General features: G+C 61.8%; 25 protein-coding genes. 10 read left to right on the top strand and 15 right to left on the bottom strand.

Annotation, left to right across the window (positions count from 1 at the left end; genetic code table 11):
* Nucleotides 1-14 precede the first annotated feature (14 nt).
* Genes HHL08_RS03570 through HHL08_RS03550 form a run of 5 tightly spaced genes read right to left on the bottom strand, consistent with a single transcriptional unit; the run spans nucleotide 15 to nucleotide 4,280 of the window.
* A complete protein-coding gene (locus tag HHL08_RS03570; RefSeq protein WP_043150876.1) occupies nucleotides 15-791 on the bottom strand; it encodes a sulfite exporter TauE/SafE family protein in 777 nt (258 codons plus the stop codon).
* A gap of 5 nt (nucleotides 792-796) precedes the next feature.
* Nucleotides 797-2,482 (bottom strand): bifunctional protein tyrosine phosphatase family protein/NAD(P)/FAD-dependent oxidoreductase, encoded by a 1,686-nt coding sequence (locus HHL08_RS03565; RefSeq protein WP_086486348.1) that lies wholly within the window; start codon nucleotides 2,480-2,482, stop codon nucleotides 797-799.
* Between the two features lie 21 nt (nucleotides 2,483-2,503).
* Nucleotides 2,504-2,941 (bottom strand): DUF6691 family protein, encoded by a 438-nt coding sequence (locus HHL08_RS03560; RefSeq protein WP_206377692.1) that lies wholly within the window; start codon nucleotides 2,939-2,941, stop codon nucleotides 2,504-2,506.
* Nucleotides 2,941-3,372: a YeeE/YedE family protein gene (locus tag HHL08_RS03555; RefSeq protein ID WP_086486454.1), complete on the bottom strand. Its 432-nt coding sequence runs from the start codon at nucleotides 3,370-3,372 to the stop codon at nucleotides 2,941-2,943. Before HHL08_RS03555 ends, HHL08_RS03560 begins: the two co-directional genes overlap by 1 nt.
* Complete coding sequence (locus HHL08_RS03550) at nucleotides 3,372-4,280, bottom strand: MBL fold metallo-hydrolase (protein ID WP_169571372.1); 909 nt, start codon at nucleotides 4,278-4,280, stop codon at nucleotides 3,372-3,374. Before HHL08_RS03550 ends, HHL08_RS03555 begins: the two co-directional genes overlap by 1 nt.
* Nucleotides 4,281-4,396: 116 nt before the next feature.
* Here HHL08_RS03550 and HHL08_RS03545 point away from each other — a divergent pair, with 116 nt between their 5' ends.
* Nucleotides 4,397-5,056: a peroxiredoxin gene (locus tag HHL08_RS03545; RefSeq protein WP_206377691.1), complete on the top strand. Its 660-nt coding sequence runs from the start codon at nucleotides 4,397-4,399 to the stop codon at nucleotides 5,054-5,056.
* The gene (locus HHL08_RS03540) at nucleotides 5,053-5,433 is read left to right on the top strand and encodes an ArsR/SmtB family transcription factor (RefSeq protein ID WP_043150842.1); all 381 of its coding nucleotides are present in this window, start codon (nucleotides 5,053-5,055) and stop codon (nucleotides 5,431-5,433) included. Before HHL08_RS03545 ends, HHL08_RS03540 begins: the two co-directional genes overlap by 4 nt.
* A 36-nt stretch (nucleotides 5,434-5,469) precedes the next feature.
* Here the strand turns inward: HHL08_RS03540 and HHL08_RS03535 are convergent, their stop codons facing one another.
* The 3 genes from HHL08_RS03535 to HHL08_RS03525 form a co-directional block, all read right to left on the bottom strand.
* Entirely contained in the window at nucleotides 5,470-6,099 is a 630-nt protein-coding gene (locus HHL08_RS03535; RefSeq protein ID WP_169571123.1) for a peroxiredoxin, read from the bottom strand.
* A gap of 104 nt (nucleotides 6,100-6,203) precedes the next feature.
* Nucleotides 6,204-7,643 (bottom strand): bifunctional metallophosphatase/5'-nucleotidase, encoded by a 1,440-nt coding sequence (locus tag HHL08_RS03530; RefSeq protein ID WP_086486344.1) that lies wholly within the window; start codon nucleotides 7,641-7,643, stop codon nucleotides 6,204-6,206.
* A 6-nt stretch (nucleotides 7,644-7,649) separates the two neighbouring features.
* A complete protein-coding gene (locus tag HHL08_RS03525) occupies nucleotides 7,650-8,942 on the bottom strand; it encodes an NAD(P)/FAD-dependent oxidoreductase (RefSeq protein ID WP_169571122.1) in 1,293 nt (430 codons plus the stop codon).
* 243 nt (nucleotides 8,943-9,185) lie between these two features.
* On the opposite strand from HHL08_RS03525, the gene HHL08_RS03520 reads away from it, so the two are divergent.
* Genes HHL08_RS03520 through HHL08_RS03510 form a run of 3 tightly spaced genes read left to right on the top strand, consistent with a single transcriptional unit; the run spans nucleotide 9,186 to nucleotide 14,932 of the window.
* Nucleotides 9,186-12,362: an efflux RND transporter permease subunit gene (locus HHL08_RS03520; protein WP_169571121.1), complete on the top strand. Its 3,177-nt coding sequence runs from the start codon at nucleotides 9,186-9,188 to the stop codon at nucleotides 12,360-12,362.
* Nucleotides 12,355-13,527, top strand: a complete 1,173-nt coding sequence (locus tag HHL08_RS03515) for an efflux RND transporter periplasmic adaptor subunit (protein ID WP_169571120.1) — start codon at nucleotides 12,355-12,357, stop codon at nucleotides 13,525-13,527. Before HHL08_RS03520 ends, HHL08_RS03515 begins: the two co-directional genes overlap by 8 nt.
* Nucleotides 13,514-14,932, top strand: a complete 1,419-nt coding sequence (locus HHL08_RS03510; RefSeq protein ID WP_169571119.1) for an efflux transporter outer membrane subunit — start codon at nucleotides 13,514-13,516, stop codon at nucleotides 14,930-14,932. The genes HHL08_RS03515 and HHL08_RS03510 overlap by 14 nt, the downstream gene beginning before the upstream one ends.
* A gap of 17 nt (nucleotides 14,933-14,949) precedes the next feature.
* Here HHL08_RS03510 and HHL08_RS03505 read toward each other — a convergent pair whose 3' ends face one another.
* From HHL08_RS03505 to HHL08_RS03480, 6 genes are read right to left on the bottom strand one after another with little or no spacing between them, the layout of a single operon-like run.
* Nucleotides 14,950-15,573, bottom strand: a complete 624-nt coding sequence (locus HHL08_RS03505; RefSeq protein WP_235954781.1) for a class I SAM-dependent methyltransferase — start codon at nucleotides 15,571-15,573, stop codon at nucleotides 14,950-14,952.
* Nucleotides 15,566-16,915, bottom strand: a complete 1,350-nt coding sequence (locus HHL08_RS03500; RefSeq protein ID WP_169571118.1) for an MBL fold metallo-hydrolase — start codon at nucleotides 16,913-16,915, stop codon at nucleotides 15,566-15,568. Before HHL08_RS03500 ends, HHL08_RS03505 begins: the two co-directional genes overlap by 8 nt.
* A gap of 47 nt (nucleotides 16,916-16,962) precedes the next feature.
* Complete coding sequence (locus HHL08_RS03495; protein WP_235954779.1) at nucleotides 16,963-17,535, bottom strand: DsrE family protein; 573 nt, start codon at nucleotides 17,533-17,535, stop codon at nucleotides 16,963-16,965.
* On the bottom strand, nucleotides 17,498-19,687 hold the full coding sequence (locus HHL08_RS03490; RefSeq protein WP_169571117.1) for a protein-disulfide reductase DsbD family protein: 2,190 nt from the start codon (nucleotides 19,685-19,687) through the stop codon (nucleotides 17,498-17,500). The genes HHL08_RS03495 and HHL08_RS03490 overlap by 38 nt, the downstream gene beginning before the upstream one ends.
* Nucleotides 19,684-20,364 (bottom strand): DsbA family protein, encoded by a 681-nt coding sequence (locus HHL08_RS03485; RefSeq protein ID WP_169571116.1) that lies wholly within the window; start codon nucleotides 20,362-20,364, stop codon nucleotides 19,684-19,686. The genes HHL08_RS03490 and HHL08_RS03485 overlap by 4 nt, the downstream gene beginning before the upstream one ends.
* A gap of 1 nt (nucleotide 20,365) precedes the next feature.
* Nucleotides 20,366-21,163 carry a TlpA disulfide reductase family protein gene (locus HHL08_RS03480; protein ID WP_169571115.1) on the bottom strand — a complete coding sequence of 266 codons (798 nt, stop codon included), beginning with the start codon at nucleotides 21,161-21,163 and terminating at the stop codon, nucleotides 20,366-20,368.
* A gap of 85 nt (nucleotides 21,164-21,248) precedes the next feature.
* Between HHL08_RS03480 and HHL08_RS03475 the strand changes: the two genes are divergently transcribed.
* From HHL08_RS03475 to bufA1 (HHL08_RS03460), 5 genes are read left to right on the top strand one after another with little or no spacing between them, the layout of a single operon-like run.
* Entirely contained in the window at nucleotides 21,249-21,902 is a 654-nt protein-coding gene (locus tag HHL08_RS03475; protein ID WP_086486334.1) for a winged helix-turn-helix domain-containing protein, read from the top strand.
* Entirely contained in the window at nucleotides 21,899-23,239 is a 1,341-nt protein-coding gene (locus HHL08_RS03470) for an ATP-binding protein (RefSeq protein WP_086486333.1), read from the top strand. Before HHL08_RS03475 ends, HHL08_RS03470 begins: the two co-directional genes overlap by 4 nt.
* The gene (locus tag HHL08_RS03465; RefSeq protein WP_169571114.1) at nucleotides 23,226-23,927 is read left to right on the top strand and encodes a DsbA family protein; all 702 of its coding nucleotides are present in this window, start codon (nucleotides 23,226-23,228) and stop codon (nucleotides 23,925-23,927) included. Before HHL08_RS03470 ends, HHL08_RS03465 begins: the two co-directional genes overlap by 14 nt.
* Nucleotides 23,924-24,073, top strand: a complete 150-nt coding sequence (gene bufA1, locus HHL08_RS26245) for a BufA1 family periplasmic bufferin-type metallophore (RefSeq protein WP_408021751.1) — start codon at nucleotides 23,924-23,926, stop codon at nucleotides 24,071-24,073. The genes HHL08_RS03465 and bufA1 (HHL08_RS26245) overlap by 4 nt, the downstream gene beginning before the upstream one ends.
* Nucleotides 24,036-24,182 carry a BufA1 family periplasmic bufferin-type metallophore gene (gene bufA1, locus HHL08_RS03460; protein WP_408021755.1) on the top strand — a complete coding sequence of 49 codons (147 nt, stop codon included), beginning with the start codon at nucleotides 24,036-24,038 and terminating at the stop codon, nucleotides 24,180-24,182. The genes bufA1 (HHL08_RS26245) and bufA1 (HHL08_RS03460) overlap by 38 nt, the downstream gene beginning before the upstream one ends.
* 267 nt (nucleotides 24,183-24,449) lie before the next feature.
* Here bufA1 (HHL08_RS03460) and HHL08_RS03455 read toward each other — a convergent pair.
* The coding region (locus tag HHL08_RS03455; RefSeq protein WP_206377689.1) for a transposase at nucleotides 24,450-24,984 on the bottom strand (535 nt) is incomplete at its 5' end.

Here is a 24,984-nt window from a genome sequence, read left to right as displayed (position 1 = left end):
GTCGGGGATCGTGGTCACAGGGCCGCTGCGCTCTTCCAGAGCATATAGGCCGCAACGACGAAGATCAGCACCGCGAACACGGTTGTCAGCGTGCCAGTGCCAGATAGCCGCTTGGCGGCGATTGTGCCGATGAACCCGCCAGCGATGCCACCAGTGATGAACACGCCAGCCAGCACCCAGTCGATCAGCCCGGAAAATGCGTAGTTGGCGGCTGTCGTCAAGCCGAACGCCGTTACCGCGACGAGACTGGTTCCGACCGCGTTGATGATCGGCATGCTGGTCGATGCAACGAGGCCGGGGACGATCAGGAAACCGCCACCGATGCCGAAGAAGCCCGAGAAGATGCCGGTGCCCAGACCATAGCCCAGAACTTTGGGCGCATTCTCACGATTACATTGGGCACCCGGTATGCCGAGCGCCTTGCGCCCGCGCAGCATCAGTATGCCGACGACGATCATCACCAGGGCGAACAGGAACAGCAGCTTCTGTCCGTCAAACGCCTTGCCGACCGTCGACCCGCCCAGCGCGCCAAGGATGCCTGCCGCGGCATACATTCCGCCGCAGCGCCATTTGACCGTATGCTCGCGTGCATGGCTGGCCAGCCCCGTCGCGGCGTTGACGGCGACCGCCAGCGCCGACGTGCCGATCGCGACATGCGGGCTGGAGACACCGACCAGATAGACCATCAGCGGCACGGCGAGGATCGAGCCGCCGCCGCCAACCAGTCCCAGCGAAAAGCCGACCAGCGAGCCTGACAGGAGGCCCAGCACATATTGCAGGGGTTCGAGCATGGTGATCACGCCGCCTGACGCACGCGTTCGATCGGTTGCGGCTTGACAAGCCACTCATGCCCCTTGAGCATGCCGTTCCAATAAATCCAAGGCAGCGCCTCCGACTTGAGCAGCCACGACAACCTGGCCGGCTGCGTTCCATCGATCAGCCATTTTGGGAAGCTGGGCATGAGCTTGCCACCATAGCCGAACTCGGCGAGGACGATCTTACCCTTCTCCACAGTGAGTGGGCATGAGCCATAGCCGTCATAGCCGGCAACCGGCTCGCCACCCTTCAGAATTGCGAGCAGATTGACCGCCACGATCGGCGCCTGTTTGCGCGCCGCGGCGGCGGTCTTGGCATTGGGTGTGGAGCCACCATCGCCAAGGCCGAAGATATTGGGATAGCGGACGTGCTGCATCGTCACCTGATCGACCTCGACATAGCCTGCCTTGTCCGCCAGCAGACTGTCCGCAACGAAGCGCGGCGCGATCTGCGGCGGGGTTACATGCATCATGTCGAACGCGCGCGTTACTTCGCCCGTCTTTTCGCGGAAGGTCGCTGTTTTCGCCGCGCCGTCGACCGCAATCAGGGTAGATTCGAAATTAAGGTCGATGCCGTACCGCTCGACATAGCCCATCAGCGCGGGGACATAGTCCTTCACGCCGAACAGCACGCCGCCCGCGTTGTGGAAGGCAACATCGATGTTGTTCAGGACACCGCGTTCAAGCCAGTTGTCGCACGACAGGTACATCGCCTTCTGCGGTGCGCCAGCGCATTTGATGGGCATCGGCGGCTGCGTGAACAGCGCCACGCCTTCGCGCAAATTGCGGACCAGTTCCCAGGTGTAGGGCGCCGTGTCGTAACGATAGTTGGACGTCACGCCATTCTGGCCCAGCGTTGCCGCCAGCCCGTCGATCGCATCCCAGTCCAGCATATTGCCCGGCGCAACGACCAGCGCGCGATAGCCGATCACGCTGCCATTGGCTGTCGTCACCTGATTCTGTTCGGGTTGAAAGCTTTGAGCAGCTTCCCTGAGCCATGTGACACCCTTGGGCATCACCGACGCCATCGAATGGCAGGTTGATTTCGGTTCGAAAACACCTGCACCGACCATCGTCCAGCCGGGCTGGTAATAATGTTCGGTACGCGGTTCGATGATCGCCACCGAAAGCTTGGGATCCCGCTTAAGGATCGATGTCGCCGTCGCGATTCCGCCTGCACCGCCGCCGACAATTACAACGTCATAGCGCGCGGCGGGGCGATCGGCCGCGGGGCCATCCGGGCTGCTGGTCGATGCGGTCTCGATCCGGCCGCGCAATTGCGACAGGTCATAGCCCGCCGCATTTGCCGCGCTCAGGATGGCTGCGGTCGGGCGCGATCCAGCCTGGGACAATGCCCAAAGCGTCGTGGCGCGGGTGCCGGTCCTGCAGAAAGCGAGAGTGGGGCCATCGGCAGATGCCAGCGCATCGCCAAAGGCCATAACCGATGCGTCGTCGAAATTGCCACCGCTGATGGGAATATAACGATAGGCAATGCTGAGCGCGTCAGCCTTTGCCTTCAGGTCGGCTGAGAGAGGTTGGCCGGGCTCTTCGCCATCAGGCCGGTTGTTGATGATCAGACGGACGCCAGCAGATGCGGCCTGGTCAATGTCTTCCGGAGTAATCTGGCCACAAACGAGCAGCTTTTCGTCGAGCTTATGGGGATTCATCGAACCTCTCCTTTTTAAAGTTCAGGCGTGGACCGGCGTTCGTGGTCCCGATGGGCGATCAAGCGCCCAGACGATCGCGAAGCCGACCGCCATCGCAGCAGTAAAAATGGCGGCTGCCGGAGGGTTGATGGCAAATGCGGCCAGCGCCGGGCCTGGGCAAAGGCCGCCGAGCCCCCAGCCGATGCCGAACAAGGCAGAGCCGCCGACCAGGCGCGGCGTGATTGGATCGGTGTCGGGCAGATGAAAGTGGGCATCGGCAACAGGCGCCGCCATCCGCCGTTGGATCAGCCAGGCGATTGCCATCGGGATCATCGCGCCGCCCATGACGAAGGCAAGGGTGGGATCCCAGGCACCAAACAGGTCGAGGAAGCTGCGGACCCGCAAGGGATCCAGCATGCCCGACACGGCGAGCCCCGCGCCGAACAAAAGGCCGGAGGCAAGACCGATCACGCCGCGCATCACCAGCCACCCCCAACAGCATTGACGATTGCCACAGTCACAAAGCCCGTCGCCATGAAGGTGAACGTCGCAACGATGGATCGCTTCGACAGGCGCGACATGCCGCATACGCCGTGACCGGACGTGCAGCCCGACCCGAGCCGCGTGCCAATGCCGACGACGAGCCCTGCGACCGCGAGCGTTGCCATGCTCATGGGGAAGCGTGACAGGATCGGTCCCGCCGCCCATGCGACAAGTGCCGCGCCGAGAGGCAGGCCGATAATGAATGTCAGCGCGAGCGTGCGCGGTGCGCCGCCGCCCAGCCCGATCGCCCGCGCCGCCATGCCGCTGACGCCGGCGATGCGGCCCGCGCCCAGCAGCATGATGGCAGCCGCCACGCCGATCATCAGGCCACCGATCAGCCCCTGCCCCGGCATCGCATAATCAGGCATCACAGCACGTCCAGCGGAAGCTTGAGGTAGCGCGTGCCATTCTCCTCCGGCTCAGGCAGATGCCCGCCGCGCATGTTCACCTGGATCGAGGGGAGGATGAGCCGCGGCATCCCAAGCGTCGCGTCACGCCGCGTGCGCATCTCGACAAATTCGTCCTCGCCCACACCTTCATGGACATGGACATTGGAATCGCGTTCCTGGCCGATCGTGGTTTCCCACACAAAGTCGTCGCGGCCCGGCGCTTTGTAATCATGGCAAAGGAAAGTGCGCGTCTCACGGGGCAAATCCATCAGGCGGCGGATAGAGCGATAGAGCATTCGCGCATCGCCGCCGGGGAAATCCGCACGGGCGGTGCCATAGTCCGGCATGAACAGCGTATCGCCGGTGAACACCGCGTCGCCGATCACATAGGCCAGGTCGGCGGGCGTATGCCCCGGCACGTGGAGCGCGACCGCAGGAATCGAACCGATCGCGAACCTGTCGCCGTCATCGAACAGATGGTCGAACTGCGACCCGTCACGCACGAACTGCGTGCCTTCATTGAAGATCTTGCCGAACACGCTCTGGACTGTCGTGATCGCGCGACCGATCGCGAGCTTGCCGCCGAGCTTTTCCTGAAGGAACGGCGCGGCAGACAGATGATCTGCATGAGCATGCGTTTCCAGCAGCCATTCGACTTTCAGTCCTTCGGCCTGGACATAGTCGATGATGGCCTGCGCAGAGCCGTGCTCGGTGCGGCCTGATGCCGAATCAAAATCAAGCACGCTGTCGATAATCGCTGCGGCGTGAGTCACCGGATCATGCACCACATAGCTTGCAGTGAATGTCGGCTCGTCAAAGAACGAGCGCACAACCGGCACGGGTACTTCGCCGGCGCAGGTGTCCGTTACAATCTGCGTTGCGAGCATGAGCGGCTCATCAGGTTGGTCCATCTCGACTCTCCAAACTTTCTCACTTACACGGTTCAAATAATCGAGTATTATGGTTGCGTCAACCGACGAGATTGATGACAATGTCGATCAGCATGAATGAAAGGTTCGATTTGGCACCTGAACTCCCCTCCTGTTCCGCGTTGCGCCTTGGCGAGGAAGCGCCGGATTTCACCGCCCGCTCGACCCGTGGCCCGGTGTCACTTTCGGATTTCCGAGGACGATGGCTTGCGCTCTTTTCGCATCCGGCGGATTTCACGCCGGTCTGCACCAGCGAGTTTGTGTCGATCGCGCGCGCGCATGACCGGTTTGCGACGCTGGGATGCGAATTGATGGCACTGTCGGTCGACAGCCTGTTTTCCCACCTCGCCTGGATCCGCGCGATCCGCGATCGGTTCGATGTCGTCGTGGACTTCCCGATCATCGAAGATCCGACGCTGGAGATCGCGCGCGCCTATGGCATGGTCGGCCCCAACGCGATGGATGCCAGCGCGGTGCGGACGACCTATTTCCTCGATCCGGACGGGATATTGCGGGCATCGACCTGCTATCCGGCCAGCGTCGGGCGCTCCGTGGAGGAGATGCTGCGCCTCGTCGCCGCGCTTCAGCGTGTCCATGATGGATCGGCTCTGGCGCCGGAAGGTTGGATGCCAGGCAGTGATCTGCTCGCGGTCCCAAGCCACGATGTCGCAGACGTGCTGGCAGCACCCGCCGGCACCGACTGGTTCTACACGCCGATCAAGGATCAGGCATGATGGCGGATATCGCGACGCTTGATCTCGAGGCCGCGGCGGATTTGCTTCGGGCGCTTGCACATCCGGTGCGCCTCTCCCTGCTGCGCACGCTTATAGATGGCGAGCGCTCGGTCGGCGAGATCGAACACTTAGCCAATGTGGTGCAGCCCGGCCTCAGCCAACAGCTCGGGGTGTTGCGAAAGGCCGACCTTGTGCATACACGACGCGAGGCAAAGCTGGTTTTCTATCGCATCAACCAGGCCCGTATCGCTGAAGTCAGCGCCCTGCTTGATGCCTATGCAGGGACGGTAGCCATATCCCGTGCAGATGCGGTCGCGGCCCGACCGCAGGCCGGCGGCGGCGCGGCCATGTTCGCGCGGATCACGCCACGTAAATGATGCCGCGAGGCTCGAAAGCCTCGCAGCATCAAACTCTCAGTCCACCAAAACGGTGCGCAGATATGGGCGATGCTCGGTCCAGCCCTGGGGGAAGAGGGCGCGTGCCTCGTCATCCTTGATCGAGGGAGGAATGATCACTTCCTTACCCTTCTGCCAGTCTGCCGGAGTCGCGATTCGCTTTGCGTCACCGAGTTGAAGCGCATCGATCACCCGCAATATTTCGTCGAAGTTGCGTCCCACGCTCATCGGGTAGGTCATTGTCAGCCGGATCTTCTTTTTTGGATCGATGATGAAGACCGATCGCACCGCTGCGGTCGCGCTCTGATCGGGGTGGATCATGTCATACATCTTGGCGATCGACAGATCCGCGTCAGCGACGATGGGAAAGGTCAGGTTGGTGTTCTGGGTGTCGTTGACATCCTCGATCCATTTGCGGTGCTCGTCGGCAGTGTCGGTCGACAGGCCGAGCGGTTTGACGTTGCGCGCCTCGAACTGATCGGCAAGCTGGGCTGTGCGGCCCATTTCGGTCGTGCAGACCGGCGTGAAATCGGCAGGATGGCTGAAGAAGAAGACCCAGGAGTCCCCTGCCCATTCGTGCAGGCTGATGGGGCCGTTCTGGGTATCGACGGTGAAATCGGGTGCGATGTCGCCAATGTGCAGGCTCATGTCGGGTCCTTTCGGGGTTGCGATGAGAGAGACCTACCCCAGGATACCGAAAGCAACCAACATAATATGTGACTTTCTGTGATCGTGTATATGAATATTTGCAATTATATGAGTTCAGTGCTTGAGCTTTCTGCGTCTTCCGCCCCAACCCATGGTCTCGCAAGCCTTCGACGCAGAGCTTCAATCGCCGAGATAGGCAGTTTGCGCCGATTGGCGCCGAATTTCGCTGGAACACCTTGGGCAGTAATGAAAGCGGCGGTGTAGCGAGCAGATTCCTCAATCTGAGCGCCGTCGATATATAGTCGGTCAATACGGCGGCCTTTATCATTCTCCGCCTTGAAGACGAGCCGCACGCCGCGCATCCTTTTGATATAGCCGCCCATCTGCTCATACGGATCCGACGCAAAGGTTCGCTCGAGATTTTCCTCCAGCATCTCGCGGATTTCCCAGCCGGTAACGTCCACAACCGAAACAGGTGGGTCCACCGGCACCATGTTCCAAAGGTCGTTCATCATGATCGGTCCAGGCGCGATCGGTGCGCCGTAACGCCAGCCATTGGAAAAGGCGATCGGCGTTCCCGCTGCCTCGGCAACGGCTTCGAGCAACAGGTCGTCCATCGGGCTGTTGAGCATCGCATACCGATGCAGGGCGACGTCCGTGTGCCCGACGACCTCGCTCATCGACTGCCTTTCGCTTGCGAGAGCCGCGGCGACAGCATCCGCCAGGCCTGGATCGCTCGCGACGCTATCATCGACAGGTATCAGGCGATGGCGCCAGCCCTGAATACGATTTTCCGAAACATCCAGATCGAGCCGCCCGACATAGGAACCATGACAGCCAGACTGGAAAATGATCGCCCCATTGACGACGACGGCGTTTTCCATGCGGTTATGGGTGTGACCGCTGACGATCACGTCAATTCCGGCCACGTCCTTGGCCAGTTGCACATCCTGCGGAAAACCGAGGTGGGACAGGACCACAATCAGATCGGCATCCTGCCGCAGCCGTTCAATATGTCCGGGCAGTTCGGCATTGCCCGTGACAAAGCGAAGCCCCTTGCTGAAAGATGGCGGCATCGTCTTGTCCACAATCGGGCAGGCGAGGCCGACAATGCCTACCCGCACCCCGTTGCGTTCGATGATGGTCGAGGGCGGCATAAACAATTCGCTACTGTCTTCGCAGAAGATATTTGCAGCGAGCATAGGGTGGGCCAGCTCGCTCGATATCTCAGCCACACGTTCCGGGCCGTAGGCAAACTCCCAGTGTAGCGTCATCGCGTCGAAGCCCAGCGCGTTGATCAGTGGCACCATCGCCCGTGCCCGATCCTGCACGGCGAAATGCGTGCCGTGGAACGTGTCGCCATTATCCAGCGCGATCACTCCACCGGGATTTTCCTGCCGTGCCTGGTCGAACAGAGTCTTGATTCGCGCCAGTCCACCCATCTGCGCGAACTGGAAATCGCCATGCGCATCGCGCCGCAGTTCGGAATGGGGCTCCACATAGCCGTGCAGATCATTGAGTTGCAGAATGGTCAGGTTTGTCATGGCGGCTCAATGCCCTTCCGCGATCAGCGCTGCGGCATCCAGTCCCCATGCGGGCACTTTGCCATCTGCGGCAAAGAACATGTCGCGATATCGCATTTTCAGGAAATAGGGCACGCGCCCCATCTTCAGTATTTGGCGGTCACCGCCGAACCAGCTGTTGGAATGTATCCAGAACGCCTTCCCATCGCCCATATCGCCGATGCACAGCACCTCAGGCTTCAGCGGAACATCAGCCTTTTCCGCCTCCACGGCGCCGAAAATCTTGCCAAGTTGAAGCCCGATGATGTCTGATTGCTGATGTCCGATGGCGCCCAATTTGGGCACCGTAACAGCGGCGCAATCGCCACAGGCGAACACTTCGGGGTGGTCAGGGTTGCGCATCAGCAGGTCGGTTTTGATGAACCCTTCGGAATCGCTGACAGGCAGGCCTTTGACAAAGTCGTGCGGCACCCAGTCGGGGAAAATGATCTTCACCTCTGCCGGCAGGGTGCGGCCATCGGCAAACTCGATGGCGTCGGCCGTCAGTCGCGTGATGTCCTGCGTGTTGTTCCAGTAGTTGAAGCCCATCTTGGTCGCGAGTGTCAGGAGTTGTTTGACGACATCCTCGCCTGCGTCTTCCGCGATCATGGGGGCTGGCGTAAAGACAGTGACGTTTTCGGGGCCGCCAAGTTTCCGATCCTTGAGCCAGGTCGCCATCGACATCATGACCTCGACGGGAGGCCCTTCACAGGCGGCAAGCGCCCGCGGGATCGATCCGCCGGGATAGGGTTCCAGACCGTCCGCTCCGTCCCCTTGGTGGAACCTTGCCGATCCGATCGCGATCGGGCCGCCCGCGTAGCGGGTGTTGAGATAGCGGCGCAGCTTTTCCCCGTGATACAGGTCGCTGACAGTGTGGCCATGCTCGGCGAAACCCTCGATCCGGTCATAAGCAAGCCGGGCACCCAGTGCGAAGATGACATAATCATAATGTTCGACATGATCTTCGGCGCCACCCCGTTCTGCGGGCCTGAAGGTTACATTGCGCGCTGCAATGTCGACAGCAGTGACTTCCCCATGGATAAAATCGATGTCATCCTTTGCCAGAATGGGCACCAGATCCATCCGCTGGTGCAGCGCTGGGTTGCGATCTTCGAACACGTCAGCCGGGATGTTGGGAATGAACAGCAGATAGCTTTTGCGATCGATTACGGTGATGCGCGCCTTGCCTCCCAAATATTGTCGCACTTTTTGCGCGCAGGCCAGCCCCGCAAAATTTCCGCCAAGAATGAGGACATCGGGGCGACCATCATAGTGTGGCATAGCAATCTCCTTGGCTGGCGCGGGTGGCGATACGTTAGCACAACGAATATCGCGCGCGCGTTGCAGCCCTGCAGGATAGCCACGCACCTTAAGGCATCCTTACCACTCGCCGATGCGGCGAGATCCGCGCTGCGCAGCAGCAAATTATCGTCCTGACATAAGCCTGCCTTAAGGTAGTGCCGCTTTTGACCTCCCCGACGGGAGGCTCACAACCATGACCAATTCATCAGGGCGCGGCGAACGATGATCGCGCTAGTGCGCACCGCGCTGACGAAACCGCTGACTTTTATCGTGATGGCCGTGATGATCTTCGGCATTGGGGTATTGTCTATCCTGCGGATGCCGGTGGACATCTTCCCGCGCATCGGCGTGCCAGTGATTGCGACGGCATGGACCTATACCGGCCTTTCGCCGCAGGACATGGCCGGGCGCATCGTCACGCCTTACGAACGCGTGCTGACAAATGCGGTCAACGATATCGAGAGGATCGAAAGCCAGTCCCTGAACGGGGTCGCAGTGGTGAAGATCTATTTCCAACCGGGCGTCGACATCCGCACGGCTACGGCACAGGTCACCTCCATTTCGCAAACCATCCTGCGTCAGCTGCCGCCGGGCATCACCCCGCCCATGATCGTCAATTACGACGCCTCGACCGTGCCCATCCTGCAACTGGCCTTGTCGGGAAAGGGCTTGAGCGAACAGCAGCTATTCGATCTGGGATTGAACCAAGTCCGTCCACTATTGGTCACGGTGCCCGGGGTAGCCATGCCATTCCCTTCTGGCGGGAAGCAGCGCCAGATGCAGATCGATGTTGATCCGGCCGCGTTGCAGGCGCGTGGCCTTTCTGCGCAAGACGTAGCGAACGCGCTGACCGCGCAGACGCAAATCAGCCCGGTCGGCTTCGCCAAGATCGGCGACCTGCAGTATAATGTCCGCTTGAACAACGCCCCGGCATCGGTCGAGCAACTGAACAATCTGCCGGTGAAGGTGGTGGACGGCGCCACCATCCTGATGCGCGATATCGCACAGGTGCGAGACGGGTCCGCACCGCAGATCAACGTGGTCCATGTGGATGGGCAGCGATCCGCTTTGATGACCGTGCTTAAAAGCGGTAGCGCATCCACACTCGCCATTGTCGACGGGATCAAGCGGCGCCTGCCGCAGGCGCTGGCAGGCCTGCCCGATACGCTGAAAGTGACGGCAATAGGTGACCAGTCAGAACTGGTCAAAGCGGCGGTTTCGTCGGTGGTGACCGAAGGCGCTCTCGCTGCGCTGCTGACGTCGCTCATGATCCTGCTGTTCCTTGGATCGTGGCGATCGACCATCATCATCGTCACGGCCATTCCGCTGGCGATCCTGGGTTCCATTGCCGGTCTGGGCGCGGTGGGCCACACGCTTAACCTGATGACGCTGAGCGGGTTGGTGCTGGCCATCGGCATTCTGGTGGACGACGCCACCGTGACTATCGAAAACATGAACTGGCATCTGGAACATGGCAAGGGCGTGATCGCCGCCATCATGGATGGCGCGGCGCAAATCGTGAAACCTGCGCTGGTCGCGCTGCTGAGCATCTGCATCGTGTTCGTGCCGATGTTCTTTCTGCCTGGCATTGCGGGGTTCCTGTTCGTGCCGCTGGCGCTGGCGGTGATATTCGCCTTGCTCACGTCCTTCGTGCTCGCCCGCACGCTGGTGCCGACTATGGCGATGTTCCTGCTGCGCCCGCATGATGAAGGAGCAAAGACCCGCCCGACGCGCAATATATTTGTTCGTTTTCAGCGCGCATTCGACCAGCGGTTCGAACGGATGCGCGCCCGTTATGGCCAGTTGCTGCGCCGCGTGCTGGATGTTCGCCGCGGCTTTGCCATGGTCTTTCTAGGCGTCATGCTTCTGTCGCTGGCGCTGGTGCCGTTGCTCGGTCGGGACTTCTTCCCGGCGGTGGATTCCGGTCAGATCGCCCTGCATGTGCGGACGCCTGCGGGGACGCGGATCGAACAGAGTTCCGCCACTTTCGCGCAGGTGCAACAACATATCCGCAGCGTGATCCCCGATGCGGAAATCGAAACGATGGTCGATAATATTGGCATCTCTCTGGCGGCGCTGAACAATATTTATGCCAATTCCGGCACGGTCGGCTCCAATGAAGGCGATATCCTGATCACTTTGTCAAAGGATCACGGGGATACGAATGAATATGTGCGTGCATTGCGCCACCAGTTACCGCTCAAATTCCCAGGCGTCGATTTTGCTTTTCTGCCGGCAGACATGACGAGCCAGATTCTCAATTTCGGATCGCCAGCCCCTCTCGATATCCAGATACGCGGGCGCAACATCCCGGAAAATCAGCGATATGCGCAAAAACTGTTGAAAAGCGTGCGGCAGATTCCGGGGCTGGCCGACGCACGCATTCAACAATCGACCCGCTATCCCCAACTGAATGTCGATGTCGACCGCGCACGCATCGCGCAATATGGCCTAAGCCAGCGGGATGTGACGGCCAGCCTCGGCACTGCGCTTGCCGGTACGGCGCAAAGCTCGCCCGTATTCTACCTCAATCCGGAAAACGGCGTGTCCTATCCTGTCGTGGCGCAATTGCCGGAACGGGACGTAGGCTCCGTCGCCGATCTGGCCACGCTGCCGGTCGCAGGCGGCGTCGATGCAGCATCGCAAACGCTTGGCGGTGTCGCGCGGATCACGCGCGGCAACACCCTGTCCGTGGTCAGCAAATATGACATTCAGCCAGTCATCAACATCTATGCCACCACGCAAGGGCGTGATCTGGGTGCCGTTGCGACCGATGTGAACGCCGCCATCGTCGCGCTGGAAAAGAACCTGCCGAAAGCATCCACCGTTACCCTGCGCGGCCAATATGAAACGATGAACATAGCCTTCAACGGCCTCGCATTCGGCCTGATCGCGGCGATCGTGCTGATCTATCTGGTGATCGTGGTGAACTTCCAGAACTGGATCGATCCGCTTGTAATCATCGGCGCGTTGCCCGCCGCATTGGCAGGCATTGCGTGGATGCTTTTCCTGACCGGCACCACCTTGTCCGTGCCGGCACTGATCGGCGCGATCATGGCAATGGGCGTATCCACCGCCAATGCCATCCTTGTCGTCAGTTTCGCGCGCGAAAGGCTGGCGGAAACGGGCAACGCTGCAACGGCCGCACTGGAAGCGGGCATGGTTCGCCTGCGCCCGGTGCTGATGACAGCGCTGGTAATGATCATCGGCATGTCGCCCATGGCGCTGGCCCTGGGCGAAGGGGCGGAACAGAACGCGCCGCTGGGCCGTGCGGTGATCGGCGGTTTGGCGTTCGCCACAATCGCCACGCTGGTGCTGGTGCCCGCGCTGTTCGCGCTGGCCCACCGCAAGGGCGCCCCCAAAACCCGCACTATCGAACTGGAACCGAGCCATGTCTGATCCCACCCCATCACGGACTTCATCGCGAAAGGGCCGCCTTTATGGTGCGGCGGCAGCTGTTGGCGTAGCGCTGCTGGTGGGTGGCGGCATCGTTGCCCGCAATGCGGACCATACCGAACAGGCAGAATTCGCCCGCGCCAATGCATTGCCGACCGTCAATGTCTTGCACCCACAACCGGCGGAAGCAGGCGCCATTCGTCTGCCCGGCATGTTGGAACCAGATAACGAAGCCGCCATCCATGCTCGCGCCAGCGGCTATGTGGCGCGGCGACTGGTCGATATTGGCGATCATGTGCGTGCGGGGCAGGTTCTAGCCGTGCTGGACGCGCCGGAGGTGGAACAACAATTGGCACAGGCGCAAGCGGACCTGCGCACGGCAGAAGCCAACCGTGGACTGGCGCAAACTACGGCCGTACGTTGGGACGCGCTGCGCGCGAAGGACGCGGTATCGCAACAGGAAACCGATGAAAAGAGCGGGCGGCTAGCAGCGGCAACGGCCCTTGCCAGTTCGGCCCGTGCCAATGTCGAACGATTGCGCGCCACGCTCGGCTTCAGCCGTGTTGTGGCACCTTTTGCAGGCCGGGTGACCAGCCGCAACGCGGAAATCGGCGCCCTGGTGAATGCGGGCAACGGCGCGGCCAGCCCCCTGTTCACCATTGCAGATGACCGCCGACTGCGCCTGCGCGTCCGTGTGCCCCAGGCCTTGTCAGGACAGCTGACGCGGGGCGTGTTGGCCAGTCTGACCGTGCCGGAATATCCGGGCGAGAGTTTCGACGCCGTACTGGCACGCACAGCAGGTGCGGTGGACCGGGCCTCGGGCACGGTGTTGGCCGAGTTCGAGGTGAACAATGCAGGCCAGCGGCTTAAGCCGGGCGGCTACGCTGAAGTGGCCAGCCCGATGGCGGCAGGAACCGCCGTAACGCTACCCGCCAGCGCGCTGATTGTCACACCGAAGGGAACGATGGTGGGGCTGGTCGATCGGGACGCGCGCGTCACGATGCGCCCGGTTATGATCGGACGGGACGATGGCGCCAGCGTGCAGATCGCTTCCGGCCTGACGCCGCAGGCCCGCGTGATCGCCACTCCTCCAGAAGCGCTGGCACAAGGCGATCGGGTTCGCATCGTCCGCAACCGGGGGAAAGGTACTGCCAATGCGCAGAATTAACCTCGCCGCGCCCGCCCTGCTGTTGATGGCGGGCTGTTCCATGGCGCCGCCACTCAATATTCCGGCCACGCCGGTGGCGGAAAGTTACAAATATGGCGCACGGTGGCAGGATGCCGCGCCGGCGGACCGGCAGCCGCGAGGGCAATGGTGGCGTGATTTCGACGACCCTGTACTGGACGACCTGATCGCGCGGGCGGACGAGGGCAGCCCAAGCCTTGCCGCAGCAGTAGCCCGACTTGACCGCGCGCGGGCGGAGGCGCGCCTTGCGGGGTCGGATCTTGTGCCCACGCTGGATGCCCGCACGGCCATTTCGCGCGAACGGCTTTCCGCTGGACGGCCCATCGGTCCCGGCGTTCCGATAACGGCGGACCAGTATATTCTGGGTGGTGCGCTGAACTATGAAATCGACCTGTGGGGCCGGGTGCGCGACAGCGTAAGGGCTAGCGAAGCGGACGCGGGAGTCGAAGCGGCCAGTCTCGCCTCCGTCCGCCTCAGCCTTCATGGCGCGCTGGCGGATGCCTATTTCCAGTTGCGTGGAATTGACCGGGCAGGTGCCCTGCTGCGCCGCACAGTGGACGCTTACGAAGCGTCAGACGAACTGATCCGCATCCGCCATGAAGGCGGCATCGCATCGGGCGTGGATCGCAGCCGATCGCAGACGCAACTGGCCAATGCTCAGGCGCTGTTCCGGCAGATCGCCGCGCGCCGGGCAACGCTGGAAAACCGCATCGCAACACTGATTGGCATGATACCCGGGCAATTTGCCGTTGCCCCCGCCGATAGCATTGGGGCTTTGCCCACCATTGCGCCGGGCCTGCCATCCACCCTGCTCGAACGGCGACCTGACATTGCCGGAGCACAGCGGCGACTGATCGCTGCCAATGCCCGCATCGGCGTGGCGAAGGCGGCCCGGTTCCCCCGCATCGATCTGGCATTGACGGGTGGTTTTCAGGCCAGTGGTGCGCCCCTTGTCAGCGCCCCAACCGGATATTGGGCGCTGGGACCATTGTCGGCCGTGCTCAACCTGTTTGATGGCGGGCGGCAGCGGGCGCGGGTTGCCGTCAGCGAGGCGGAATACAACATCCTCGCCGCCAATTACCGCGAAACAGTGCTGAATGCCTTCCAGGAGGTAGAGGATTCGCTGGCCAGCAACGCGGCGCTGGCGGCCGAGGAAGCCGACCGGCGGCGGGCCGCGCAGGCCGCTGCGCGCGGGGAAGAACTGGCGTTTGACCGTTATCGCGATGGCGCGGCGGACTATCTGGAAGTCGTTACCGCACAAACTGCCGCCCTGGCTGCGCAACAGGCCTTCATCACTGTGCAGACAGCGCGGCAACGGGCTGCGATCACCCTTGTTCGCGCTCTTGGCGGCGGGACGCAGGACAGGGTCGAACCGGCCGGTGGCTGATACGGATCCGGCTGAGGCTAGCCGGGCTGCAGCGCAACGAGATCGATTAGTGCGGACATCCCGCCATGGCCGCTGCCTTCGCGAATATCCGCATCGTAGCTTTGCAGGGAAACAATATCCCTCCCGGCAAAGGCTTCGCGCAACATGCTTTGGGTATAGAGGTTGTCTTCTACCTTCGGCCCGCCTGTACCATATTCCAGCTGCTCCGGGCGATAGCCTTCCAGCAGCAGAATGCCGCCGGGCCGCAAAGTTCTGGCAAAGCCGGCGAACATCTTGGCCCGCAATATGGGATCGGCAAATTGCACGAAGATCGCCACGACCGCATCAAATGCAGCCTCCGGCCAGTCGTAGGCGGCCAGATCGACCTGCTCCAGCGTCAAGGAAACGCCACGCTGTTGCGCCAGCCTGCGCGCCTTCGCGATTCCGGCGGCGGATATGTCGGTCGCGGTAACGTCCAGGCCCTGTTGGGCCAGATAGACCCCATTGCGCCCTTCCCCGTCGGCCACCGCCAGCACCCGCCCGCCTTGCGGCAAACGGCCCGCTTCACGGCGCACAAATGCATTGGGCTCGGTTCCGAAGACATAGTCTTCCGAAGCGAAGCGACTGTCCCAGAATGCGGCTGAATCCATACGATCAGTCATGCGCTGCCTTCCACGCTCCCATCGAACCAAGATAGATGTCGAGCTTTTCAAAACCGCGGCTGGCCAGCCACCCTGCGGCGACCGTCGCGCGCATGCCACTGGCGCACATCAGGGTGTAATGCCGCTTCTTGTCCAGTTCGTGCCAACGGTCGTTAAGCTGGCCAACATAGATATGGTGCGATCCGTCGATGGCAGATTTGGCCCGTTCGTCTGCATCGCGCACATCCAGCAACGTCCACCCTTCAGCACCACCTGAACGGTTTTCCACTTCGTCCGTATCGATCATGGGCGTCTGCTGCATCGTTACGCCTTTCGCCGCGGCAGGCACCACGCCGACATAGCCACCGACCACATTATCCAGCGCGATCCGCACCAGATGTTCCAGCGCGGCGGCGAGTTGATCTTCATCTGAAGCGATCAGGGCGACACTTTCCCCTTCGCGGATGAACCAGCCAGCAAAGGCGGAAATCATATCCACGGGCAGGCTCATCGCGCCGGGCAGATGGCCCGAGGCATAGGCCATGGGTTCGCGGATATCGACCAGATGATCCACTTTGCAGTCCCTTAACTGCGCGAGCGACAGGCGGCGGGGGCGCATCACAGGCGGCGGCGCACTGCCCCCTTCCACATTCAGCCGCTCCATCAGCCGGAAATAGGGCGGTTGATAGTGGTTCTCATTGACTTTCAACCGAATGAATTCGTCGCGATCCGTGATCTGGAGCCGCGGATTATTGAGCCTCTCATGGCCGATGGTAGAGAACTCGCTATCGGCCATGCCTGATCCGCAGACCGAGCCGGCACCGTGCGCCGGATAGATGATGGTCTGATCGCCGAGCGCCAGCAGCTTGCGGAGGGAATCGAACAGCAGCCCGGCCACTTCCTCGCGCCGGTCGGGATAAAAATCGGTGCGGCCGACATCGCCAACGAACATTGCGTCGCCAGTGAACACGCCCACCGCCTTATCCGGATAGGCGGTATCAAACAGCGCGTAGGCCAGATGGTCATCAGTATGGCCGGGTGTTTCCATGGCCCGGATTTCCAGTTGGCCGATGGCATAACAATCACCGTCCCGCGCCGTCGTCGCATAAACTATGGGCCGCTCCGGGTTCGGCCCATGCAGCACCTTTGCACCCGTCATGCCGGCGAGCACTGGCGCGCCAGATACAAGGTCTTCGTTACGATGAGTCTCGAGGATATGCGTGATCTCAAGCCCTGCTGCACGCGCCTTCTCCAGGTAGATGGCGCAGTCGCGGCGTGGGTCGATCACGGCTGCCTGCCCGCCCGACCCCACCAGATAAGACAGGTGGGAAAGGCCCGGCGTCTTGATCTTTTCCAGCAGCATAGTTATTTCCTTCTGGTATGGGTTTCGCGCCGCGACGACTGCTATTGTCAGTCTGAAACGAGCGGCCATCCCTGGCGTTGCAGGAGGACCAGCGTCGTCATCGCGGACAGATCGAGAGTGACCGCCGGATCGATGTCCTCCCGCGCAATGCCCTGTCCAGCGGTGGCCTGGCCACAGACATGGATTTCAACGCCAGCCCGCTTGAGTGCGGCAATCAGCGGCGTGTTTGGGTTGGCGGAGTTGAACCGCTTTTGATAGGCTTCGTCACGCAGAATCAACGGTGTGGCTGGCCCGTGGATGATGACCTTGATATCGCCCGGTTTGGTGGACACGCCGCTCGATGCGAGCAGATTGAGATAGCGCGCGACCCTGTCGAGACTACGGTTGACCCCGTTTGGCCCACGTGCCTCGCCGGTGATTTCGAACAGCGCACGCATATCATCCGTCGCGGCGGGACGGTTGGCAACCTGCGCCATGGGCGCAATCGCGCCATAGTCCGCGACCGCAGGATGCCTCGCAACTTGAGCGGATGCGGGCATGCAAACAACCAATGTGGCGGCGCCCCCCAGAATGAGTAATTTGTTATAAATGCTCATCATCTGTCTTTCCTTCCGACTCATTGGCTAGCCTGATCAGCATCTCGCTGCTTAGCATCTGCGGCAGCTCCCGAACCGGACTTTTCGACGGCGCGTAGAGATAGTAAGGGATCGAATTGCGGCTGCGGCTGGCGAGGAAGCGCGTGATCTCTGGATCGCCCCGCGTCCAGTCGGCAACGAGCATCGTCACACCCGCCTTCGCGAATGCCGCTTGCGTGTCCGCCCGGTCGATCGCCACTCGCTTGTTGACTTGGCAGACGAGGCACCAGTCTGCTGTGAAATCGACGAAGACCGGTACGCCCTGCGCGCGCAACTCAGAAAAGCGCGCTTCACTGAACATTTGTGCTCCAGTATCTGCGGGAGCGGTCGCGGCGGCCGGGCGCGGCAGCTCTACCGCGATCGCGACCATGAGCGCAGCCATCACCGGGGCCAGCCCGACCATGGCGGAGCGCCCCCCGCTTTGTCGCAAGCCCACCCACCATAATCCCACCGCGGCCAGTGCGGCGATCAGCAGGCCCATCGCAAGCCCGTCGACGCCGCTTTGCCGCCCCAGGACCCAGGCCAGCCCGATCGCGGTCAGCAGCATCGGAATCGAAAGAATGCGGCGGAAGGTTCCCATCCACGCGCCAGGTTTCGGCAGCCAGCGTTGAAGCCGGGGCACGAAGGCGATCAGAAGGAATGGGAGCGCCATACCAAGGCCCAGGCCTGCAAAAACCGCCAGCGCAGCTGGCACCGGCAGAACCAGTGCCGCGCCCAGCGCGACGCCCATGAAGGGGCCACTACAAGGAGTCGCGATCAGCGCAGCAAGCGCACCGGTGCCAAACGCGCCGAGGCCGCCTTTCTTCGTCATCCAATTGCCGGACAAAGAGGGGCCACTCACTTCGAACAGACCAGCCAAATTGAGCGCGATTGCCAGCGACAATAGCATCAGCAGCAGGACCATCCGGGGATCCTGAAGCTGGAAAGACCAGCCAATGTCATGGCCCATCGCGCGGGCGCCGACCAATATTGCGCCCAGCGCCGTGGTCGTCGCTACGCTCCCGGCAAAATAGGCAAGCCCTTCCACTTTCGCGGTGTACCGGTCAGCGCCCGATCGAGCGAGGCTCAGCGCCTTGAGCGACAGGATCGGGAACACGCAAGGCATCAGGTTGAGCAGCAGCCCGCCAAGGATCGCACCGGTAAGTGCAATTCTGAACGCGCGCGTGTCGGCTGGCGCGGCACGCTTAGGGCCCTGCGCCGGAGTGGGCTTGTCGACAGCGTTGGAGAGAACGGCGGCTGTGGAGGCTGGCGCCGACTGTGCTACAGGGGCTTCGGCCCTCGGAGTTTCACGGGCACCCGAAGCCATCAACGCGAAACTACGCTTACTATCCGCAAACACGCCGCGAAAATCTGAAGGCGTGGGCGCAGCATTGTCCGATGCGGCGACAGTCTCGCGCCATCCACCTTCCCGGCGCACGACGGTCTGCGGCGCCGATGCCGCGAACCAGCCATCTTGAGCGGGAAACAGGCGCACCGACGATGCATCCAGTCTGGCTTCGCCATCAATGTCGAAGCGCCAGTCTCCACCCTGACGCCCGACCACCAGTTTAAGCCTGCCTTCCACAGGCAGTGCCGCCTTGGCGGCCCGGAAAACCGGCGCCGCAGCTGCATTGGTTGTTCCATCACCCGCCGTCAGCAGCAGATCGAGCGTGGCGCGTTCAGGGACACACAGCGTGTCCGAACAGGCAAGCCATGAGAGGTTGACGCGCAGCGGGATGGCAGTGCCCGGAGCAACATCGTCGTTCAGGTTCAAATCCGTAAGGAGCGTGAAAGCACCTTTATGAACATAGCTTGCTAGCCCCGCGAGCTTGAGCAGGGTTGGTGCGGGATGGCGCAGGTCACCGATGGTCACGCCGTCCGGCACGGTCCAGTTCGCCTCTACCGAGAGCCCGCTGTCGCCTGGATTGACCCAATAGCCATGCCAGCCAGTGCGTGGCACCATACGGATAGCGATGCGCGTTGTCGTGCCGGCCTTTGGGGAACTGGTTTCGGCCAGCACCGACGCATTGATATTTGCCGTGGCCTGAGCGGCGACCGGTCCGGCGATGAAACCAAGCAAAGCGGCTGCGAACAGTGCGAAAAACCTTATCGCAAGACGCGGTATTCGATCCATCATCGTCCTGGCCGGCGTTTTCATTGTGATGCAGTTCCATTCGGATCGCGTCGTGCAAGCGCCACCGCCTCACGCAACCCGCGCAGATCAATGCCGCCGGGGATGAGATAGGGGCCGATCAGCATACCGGGCGTGCCTTGAAGGCCCAGCATTGCTGCGTATCGGCTATTGCGATCCAGCACAGCATCGATCTCAGCCTTGTGCGCGGTGAGGTCAGCGTGCAGTTTCGCCCAATCCACCCCTGCCTTGCCTGCTGCCGCGCGAATACTGTCCGATGTCAGCTTGCCTGTCGTGGTCATCAGCGCATCGTTGAACGCGGCATGCTTGCCTTGCCATTTGGAGGCGATGGCTGCCCTCGCGGCTTCGGTGGACGCAGCGCCGAAGACCGGCCAGTCACGAAAGACCAGTTTCACCTTGGGGTCTTCGTTCACCAGTGCTTCGAGCGACGGGTGGAGCTTGCGGCAAAAGGGACATTGATAGTCGGAGAAAACCACGACAGTGACATCGTGCCCCTGCGGCGCGATGGCCGGAGCAACAGGATCATTCTGGATTTGCGAGCGGATGCGCAGCGCGTCTGCGCTGGAGGTGTCGCTCGACGCCTGACGAGCTTGCGCCGGGTCGGCATCACCGCTCCAAAGCGCCACGCCGCCGGCCAGAAGTGCGGCCATGCCGATGCCAGCGGCGATTGTCAGTGTCTTCATCTCATTGGGTCCTTTGCAGATCACGCATCCCCGCGGTCAGCGCCGCCCGGGATATCTCGCCGGCGTGGAGACCGGCAATTTCGCCCGCCTTGTTGACGAACAGGGTGGTTGGAAGCGCCACCGAAGCGACAGCCTTGCCCAAGACGCCGCCCGGATCAGTCACGATTGCCCCGTCGGCCAGGCCCTGCTTGGCAAGAAACGCACGGATGGCCGCAACGTCCTCGCCTTGATTGACGAGCAGAACCGGAACTTTGGAGCTTTGCGCCACGTCGATCAGCATCGGCATTTCGCGACGGCACGGCGGACACCATGTGGCCCACAGATTGATAACCATAGGTCGCCCCGGAATGCCCAGCTCGACCGGTTTGCCATCGAGGTCCGTCAGCATCAGGCGCGGCATCGGTCGTACATCCGGTGCAATCAAGGTGGCCGCACCGAGATGAAGTACAAAAAGACCTGCGACCGTGGCGGTCAGGGCAAGACCTGCAGGTTTGCGCCCCAGCATAACCAAGATGATGATCAACGCCGCCGCAGCGCCTGCCCAGACCGAGAACCCGCCCTGCCAGATTGCAAGCATGGTCCAGGGTTCGGCGACAAAGGCATCAAGATTGGCAAGAATAAAGCCGATGCGCGCTGCAACCAGTCCGGCCAGCAAGGACAACCATCCAGCACGCATTGCCCTACTATCCAGCCGCGCGGCAATCACACCCGCGATCGCCAGAAACGCCCAGATCGCTGCAACAGCGATCAAACGGTCTGTAGCCATAGCAAGTGGGCCGATCTGTATGACGCCATCCATTGTGGTTCTCCTTGCCGCCCTTTCTTAAGGCAGGCTTAGCATCCAGCTTAAGGCGGCGGTAAGGTGGGCAGGGAAAGGAGCAGAAATGCGGATTCTGCTTGTCGAAGATGATGATATTCTGCGCGACGGGATCGTGGTGGGGCTCGGCCTTGAGGGGTTCGAGGTCGATGCCGTCGCCTGTCTTGCCGACGCGCGCGCCGCGATAGGAGATCATGCTGGCGTCGTGCTCGATATCGGCCTGCCAGATGGCTCCGGTCTCGACCTGCTAGCGGAATGGCGACGGGCCGGCGTCGAGACTCCGGTACTGCTGCTGACTGCGCGTGACATGGTCACGGACCGGGTCGAGGGCCTTGATCGCGGTGCCGACGATTATCTGGGCAAACCCTTCGATCTTACTGAATTGTCAGCCCGCCTGCGCGCGATTATGCGTCGAGCCAGTGGGCGGGCAAGCGGCGATCTGGAACTGGGCGCGCTGATAATCAGCGAAGCGCGTAGATCAGTGGCCTTGGATGGCAAGGAAATCGCCGTCTCTCGCCGGGAGTTTGCGATCCTGCATGCTTTGGCCGAGCGCCCAGGGCACGTCCTGTCGCGCAGTCAGCTGGAAGATCGCATCTACGGCTGGCAGGAGGAAATCGAAAGCAACGCGGTGGAGGTACACATCCACAAGCTCCGTGCGAAACTCGGCCGGACCCGCATCGAAACGGTGCGTGGTGAGGGTTACCGGATTACACGATCATGACTGCGTTACGGATCCGTCTGTTCATTCTCGTCGCTGGCGTGACCATGCTGGTCTGGGCGGGTGCAGCAGGCTGGACGAGTTTTTCAACCAGGGCTGAAGTGGAGCGGGTGCTTGATGGTCGGCTGGTAGAGGCAGCGCGCATGGTCGCTGCGCTCGACGTTCCCGCCAGCGGGCCGGCGCAGCGACTGGCACCGGCGCCTTACTCCCGACAGCTGTCCTGCCAGATCTGGTCGTTGGACGGCGCTTTGGTCGGCCAGTCAGCCGGAGCGCCCGATGCGCCGTTGGCCGGCGGCGCACCCGGCTTTTCCAGTCGCCAGATCGGGGATGAACATTGGCGCGTCTACACACATGTCGACGCAGCGCGTGGCATCAGGGTGATGGTCGGCGACAGCCTGGCGGTCCGCCAGCATCTGGTCAACGATCTGATGCTGGGCTTGCTGTTGCCCGCAGCGGTTGGGCTGGTTGCGCTCGCACTGCTACTTTGGTTTGGCGTCCGGAGCGGTCTTTCACCACTCGCTCGTATTGCCCGCGCAATCGAGCTGCGTTCGCCACAGGCCCTTGAGCCGCTCGCCGTTGACCCCGTGCCCGAAGAACTGAGGCCTCTAGTGCAGGCAATGGACGATCTGCTCGCCAGACTTGAGGGGGCCAGACGGGCGGAGCGCGACTTCGTGGCCAATGCCGCGCACGAGCTCCAGACCCCGCTGGCTGGACTCAAAACCCAGGCGGAAGTGGCCCGTCGCGCCACTGACTCGGCTATGCGCGACCATGCCCTGGAGCGGATTGCTATCTCGGTGGATCGCACCAGTCGACTGGTGCGCCAGCTGCTGGAGCTCGCCCGGCAGGAGGGGCGAGAGGCTGAACCGGCCAACCGCTTCTCCCGCGTGAGTGACGTGGTGAGCGGCGTCGCCAGCGACTATGCGCATCTCGCCGCGACGAGCGATCGGCCAATCGTCACCGCCTGTACGCTGCGCGATGTCGAACTTGCCATTGATTCCGAAGCCCTGCGCCTGGCGCTCGGCAATCTGGTAGAGAACGCTCTGCAGCATGGGAGCACCGGCCCGGTGCGGATCGAGTGCGCCGCAAACGAGGGATTCGAGCTGCGTGTCGTCGATGGTGGCGCGGGCATCGCGGCGGAAGAGGTTGAGCGCGTGCGCCGCCGGTTCGAACGCGGTCCTCGCGCCATGTCGGGCGGCACCGGGCTTGGCCTTTCGATTGTCGAGGCAGCAATCGCTCCCGCCCAAGGCGTTCTTCAATTTCGTTCGAATGATGCCGGCTTTGCCGCCGTGCTGCGCTTTCCATCATATCGTGTCCGGAAATCGAGCAATGGTGCCAACTGACGTTCCCCCCGATCAAGCCGATGTAGCCCCGCGCAAGGCATTCAGCCGCCGCGACTTTGCCGTGTTAACCGGACTTGCCGGAGTGGGGTGGCTCGGAAGCTGGGTACTTCGCGAAAGCGCGCCTTTGGCTCAGGACATGTCTTCAAATGGCAGAGCGCAAACCGCCGCAGACCAACGGACGAGTCGCTCGGCCGGGAACCCGGATGGGTCAGTGACCATCGTTGCGTTCAATGATTTCCTCTGTCCGATCTGCAAGGTGACCGCGCACGTTCTTGCAGCCGCTGTGAAGCATGACGGTGACGTGCGAATAGAGTATCGCGACCTCGCATTCTTTGGGCCAATGGCAGAGCGCGCCGCCCTGGTCGGCCTCGCGATGGACCGACAGAGTCTTTATCCCGCCTATCACGACCGTACGATGGCAATGCACATACCGCTGAACGAGACAGTGCTGCGCGATATTGGATACGATATAGGCGCGGATTGGGAACAGGCCACAAAGGATCTGAAAGACCGGCGCCAAGCATTTCTAAGCCGTTTGCATCAGGACGCCAATCTTGCCTTCGGTCTCGGTATCCGCGGCACACCTGCGTTCCTCGTCGAAAGCCTCCTCGCCATTGGCCGTAAGACTGAAGATGAATTCCTGGGTATATTTGCCAAGGCTCGGGACTTGGCTCGCGTCGCTAAATGACTAAGCCCGGCCAAGAGCCAACGGCCGAAGTAAGGAGCCAAGGCACTGAAATCGCCGCGCGCGAAGAATGCTTTGGCGTCGCGCTCAAGGGCCAGAACGACTGCATGGCTGGTCCCGGAACCACGCGCCGGCACATCGACCACTGATTATCAGGTCAACGCCTGGAAATATGTCGATACTGGAAGCTGCGAGGCCTCTGGTGGGTCGTTGGTCGAGCGCTCCGAAAATCCACCTCCCGCCGCCCAGAAGGGCTGAAGCCGTAGGATCGCACGGATGCTGGCTGACATGAAACTCCGGGCAAACTTGCCCCACTTGCCGCGAATCCGCTCGAGGCCCGACCGAGCCGAACTCGATGCACGCATGGCGCGGATGGGCGGTGCCACAGCCGATCCTCATCGCGGGGCACGAAAGCTACACCAGTCTGGCGAGAATTTGGGGGATTTCGGAGGCTGAGATCGTGCCCCACAACGTGGTGTAGGTTCGCTGGGATAGCCACAGCGACCTCCGGCTAAGCCGGATTGATCATGCTGCCATGGCAGGCAACGTGATGATGGGATTATCGCTTAAACCTGAGACGCTCTCAAGTGTCATGTAGCGGCAGCGTTGGACGGCCCATTCGTCGTTCTGTTCCAGAAGGATAGCGCCGACGAGACGGGTGATGGCTTCTTCGTTGGGGAAGATGCCGACGACATCAGTGCGCCGCTTGATCTCGCCATTGAGCCGCTCGATCGGATTGTTGCTGTGCAACTTGGTACGGTGCTGGGCGGGGAACGTCATATAGGCCAGCACATCTTCCTCGGCATTGTCCATGAGAGCAGCCAGCTTGGGTACGGTGGGACGTAGTTGATCGGCGACACTGCGCCACTGGGCCTTTGCGGCTTCGGGCGTTTCCTGTGCGAAGGCGGTGGCGATGAATGCTGACACGACCCGGCGTCCGCTCTTGCCGGCATGGGCCAGCGCATTGCGCATAAAATGAACCCGGCATCGCTGCCAGGTGGCGCTGAACACTTTGGCGACGGAAGCTTTTATGCCTTCGTGGGAATCGGAGATCACCAGC

This window comes from Sphingobium psychrophilum, from assembly GCF_012927105.1.
GTDB lineage: Bacteria > Pseudomonadota > Alphaproteobacteria > Sphingomonadales > Sphingomonadaceae > Sphingobium > Sphingobium psychrophilum.
The sequence above is the reverse complement of the archived record's forward strand: the minus strand, read 5'-3'. Positions and strand labels throughout refer to the sequence as shown.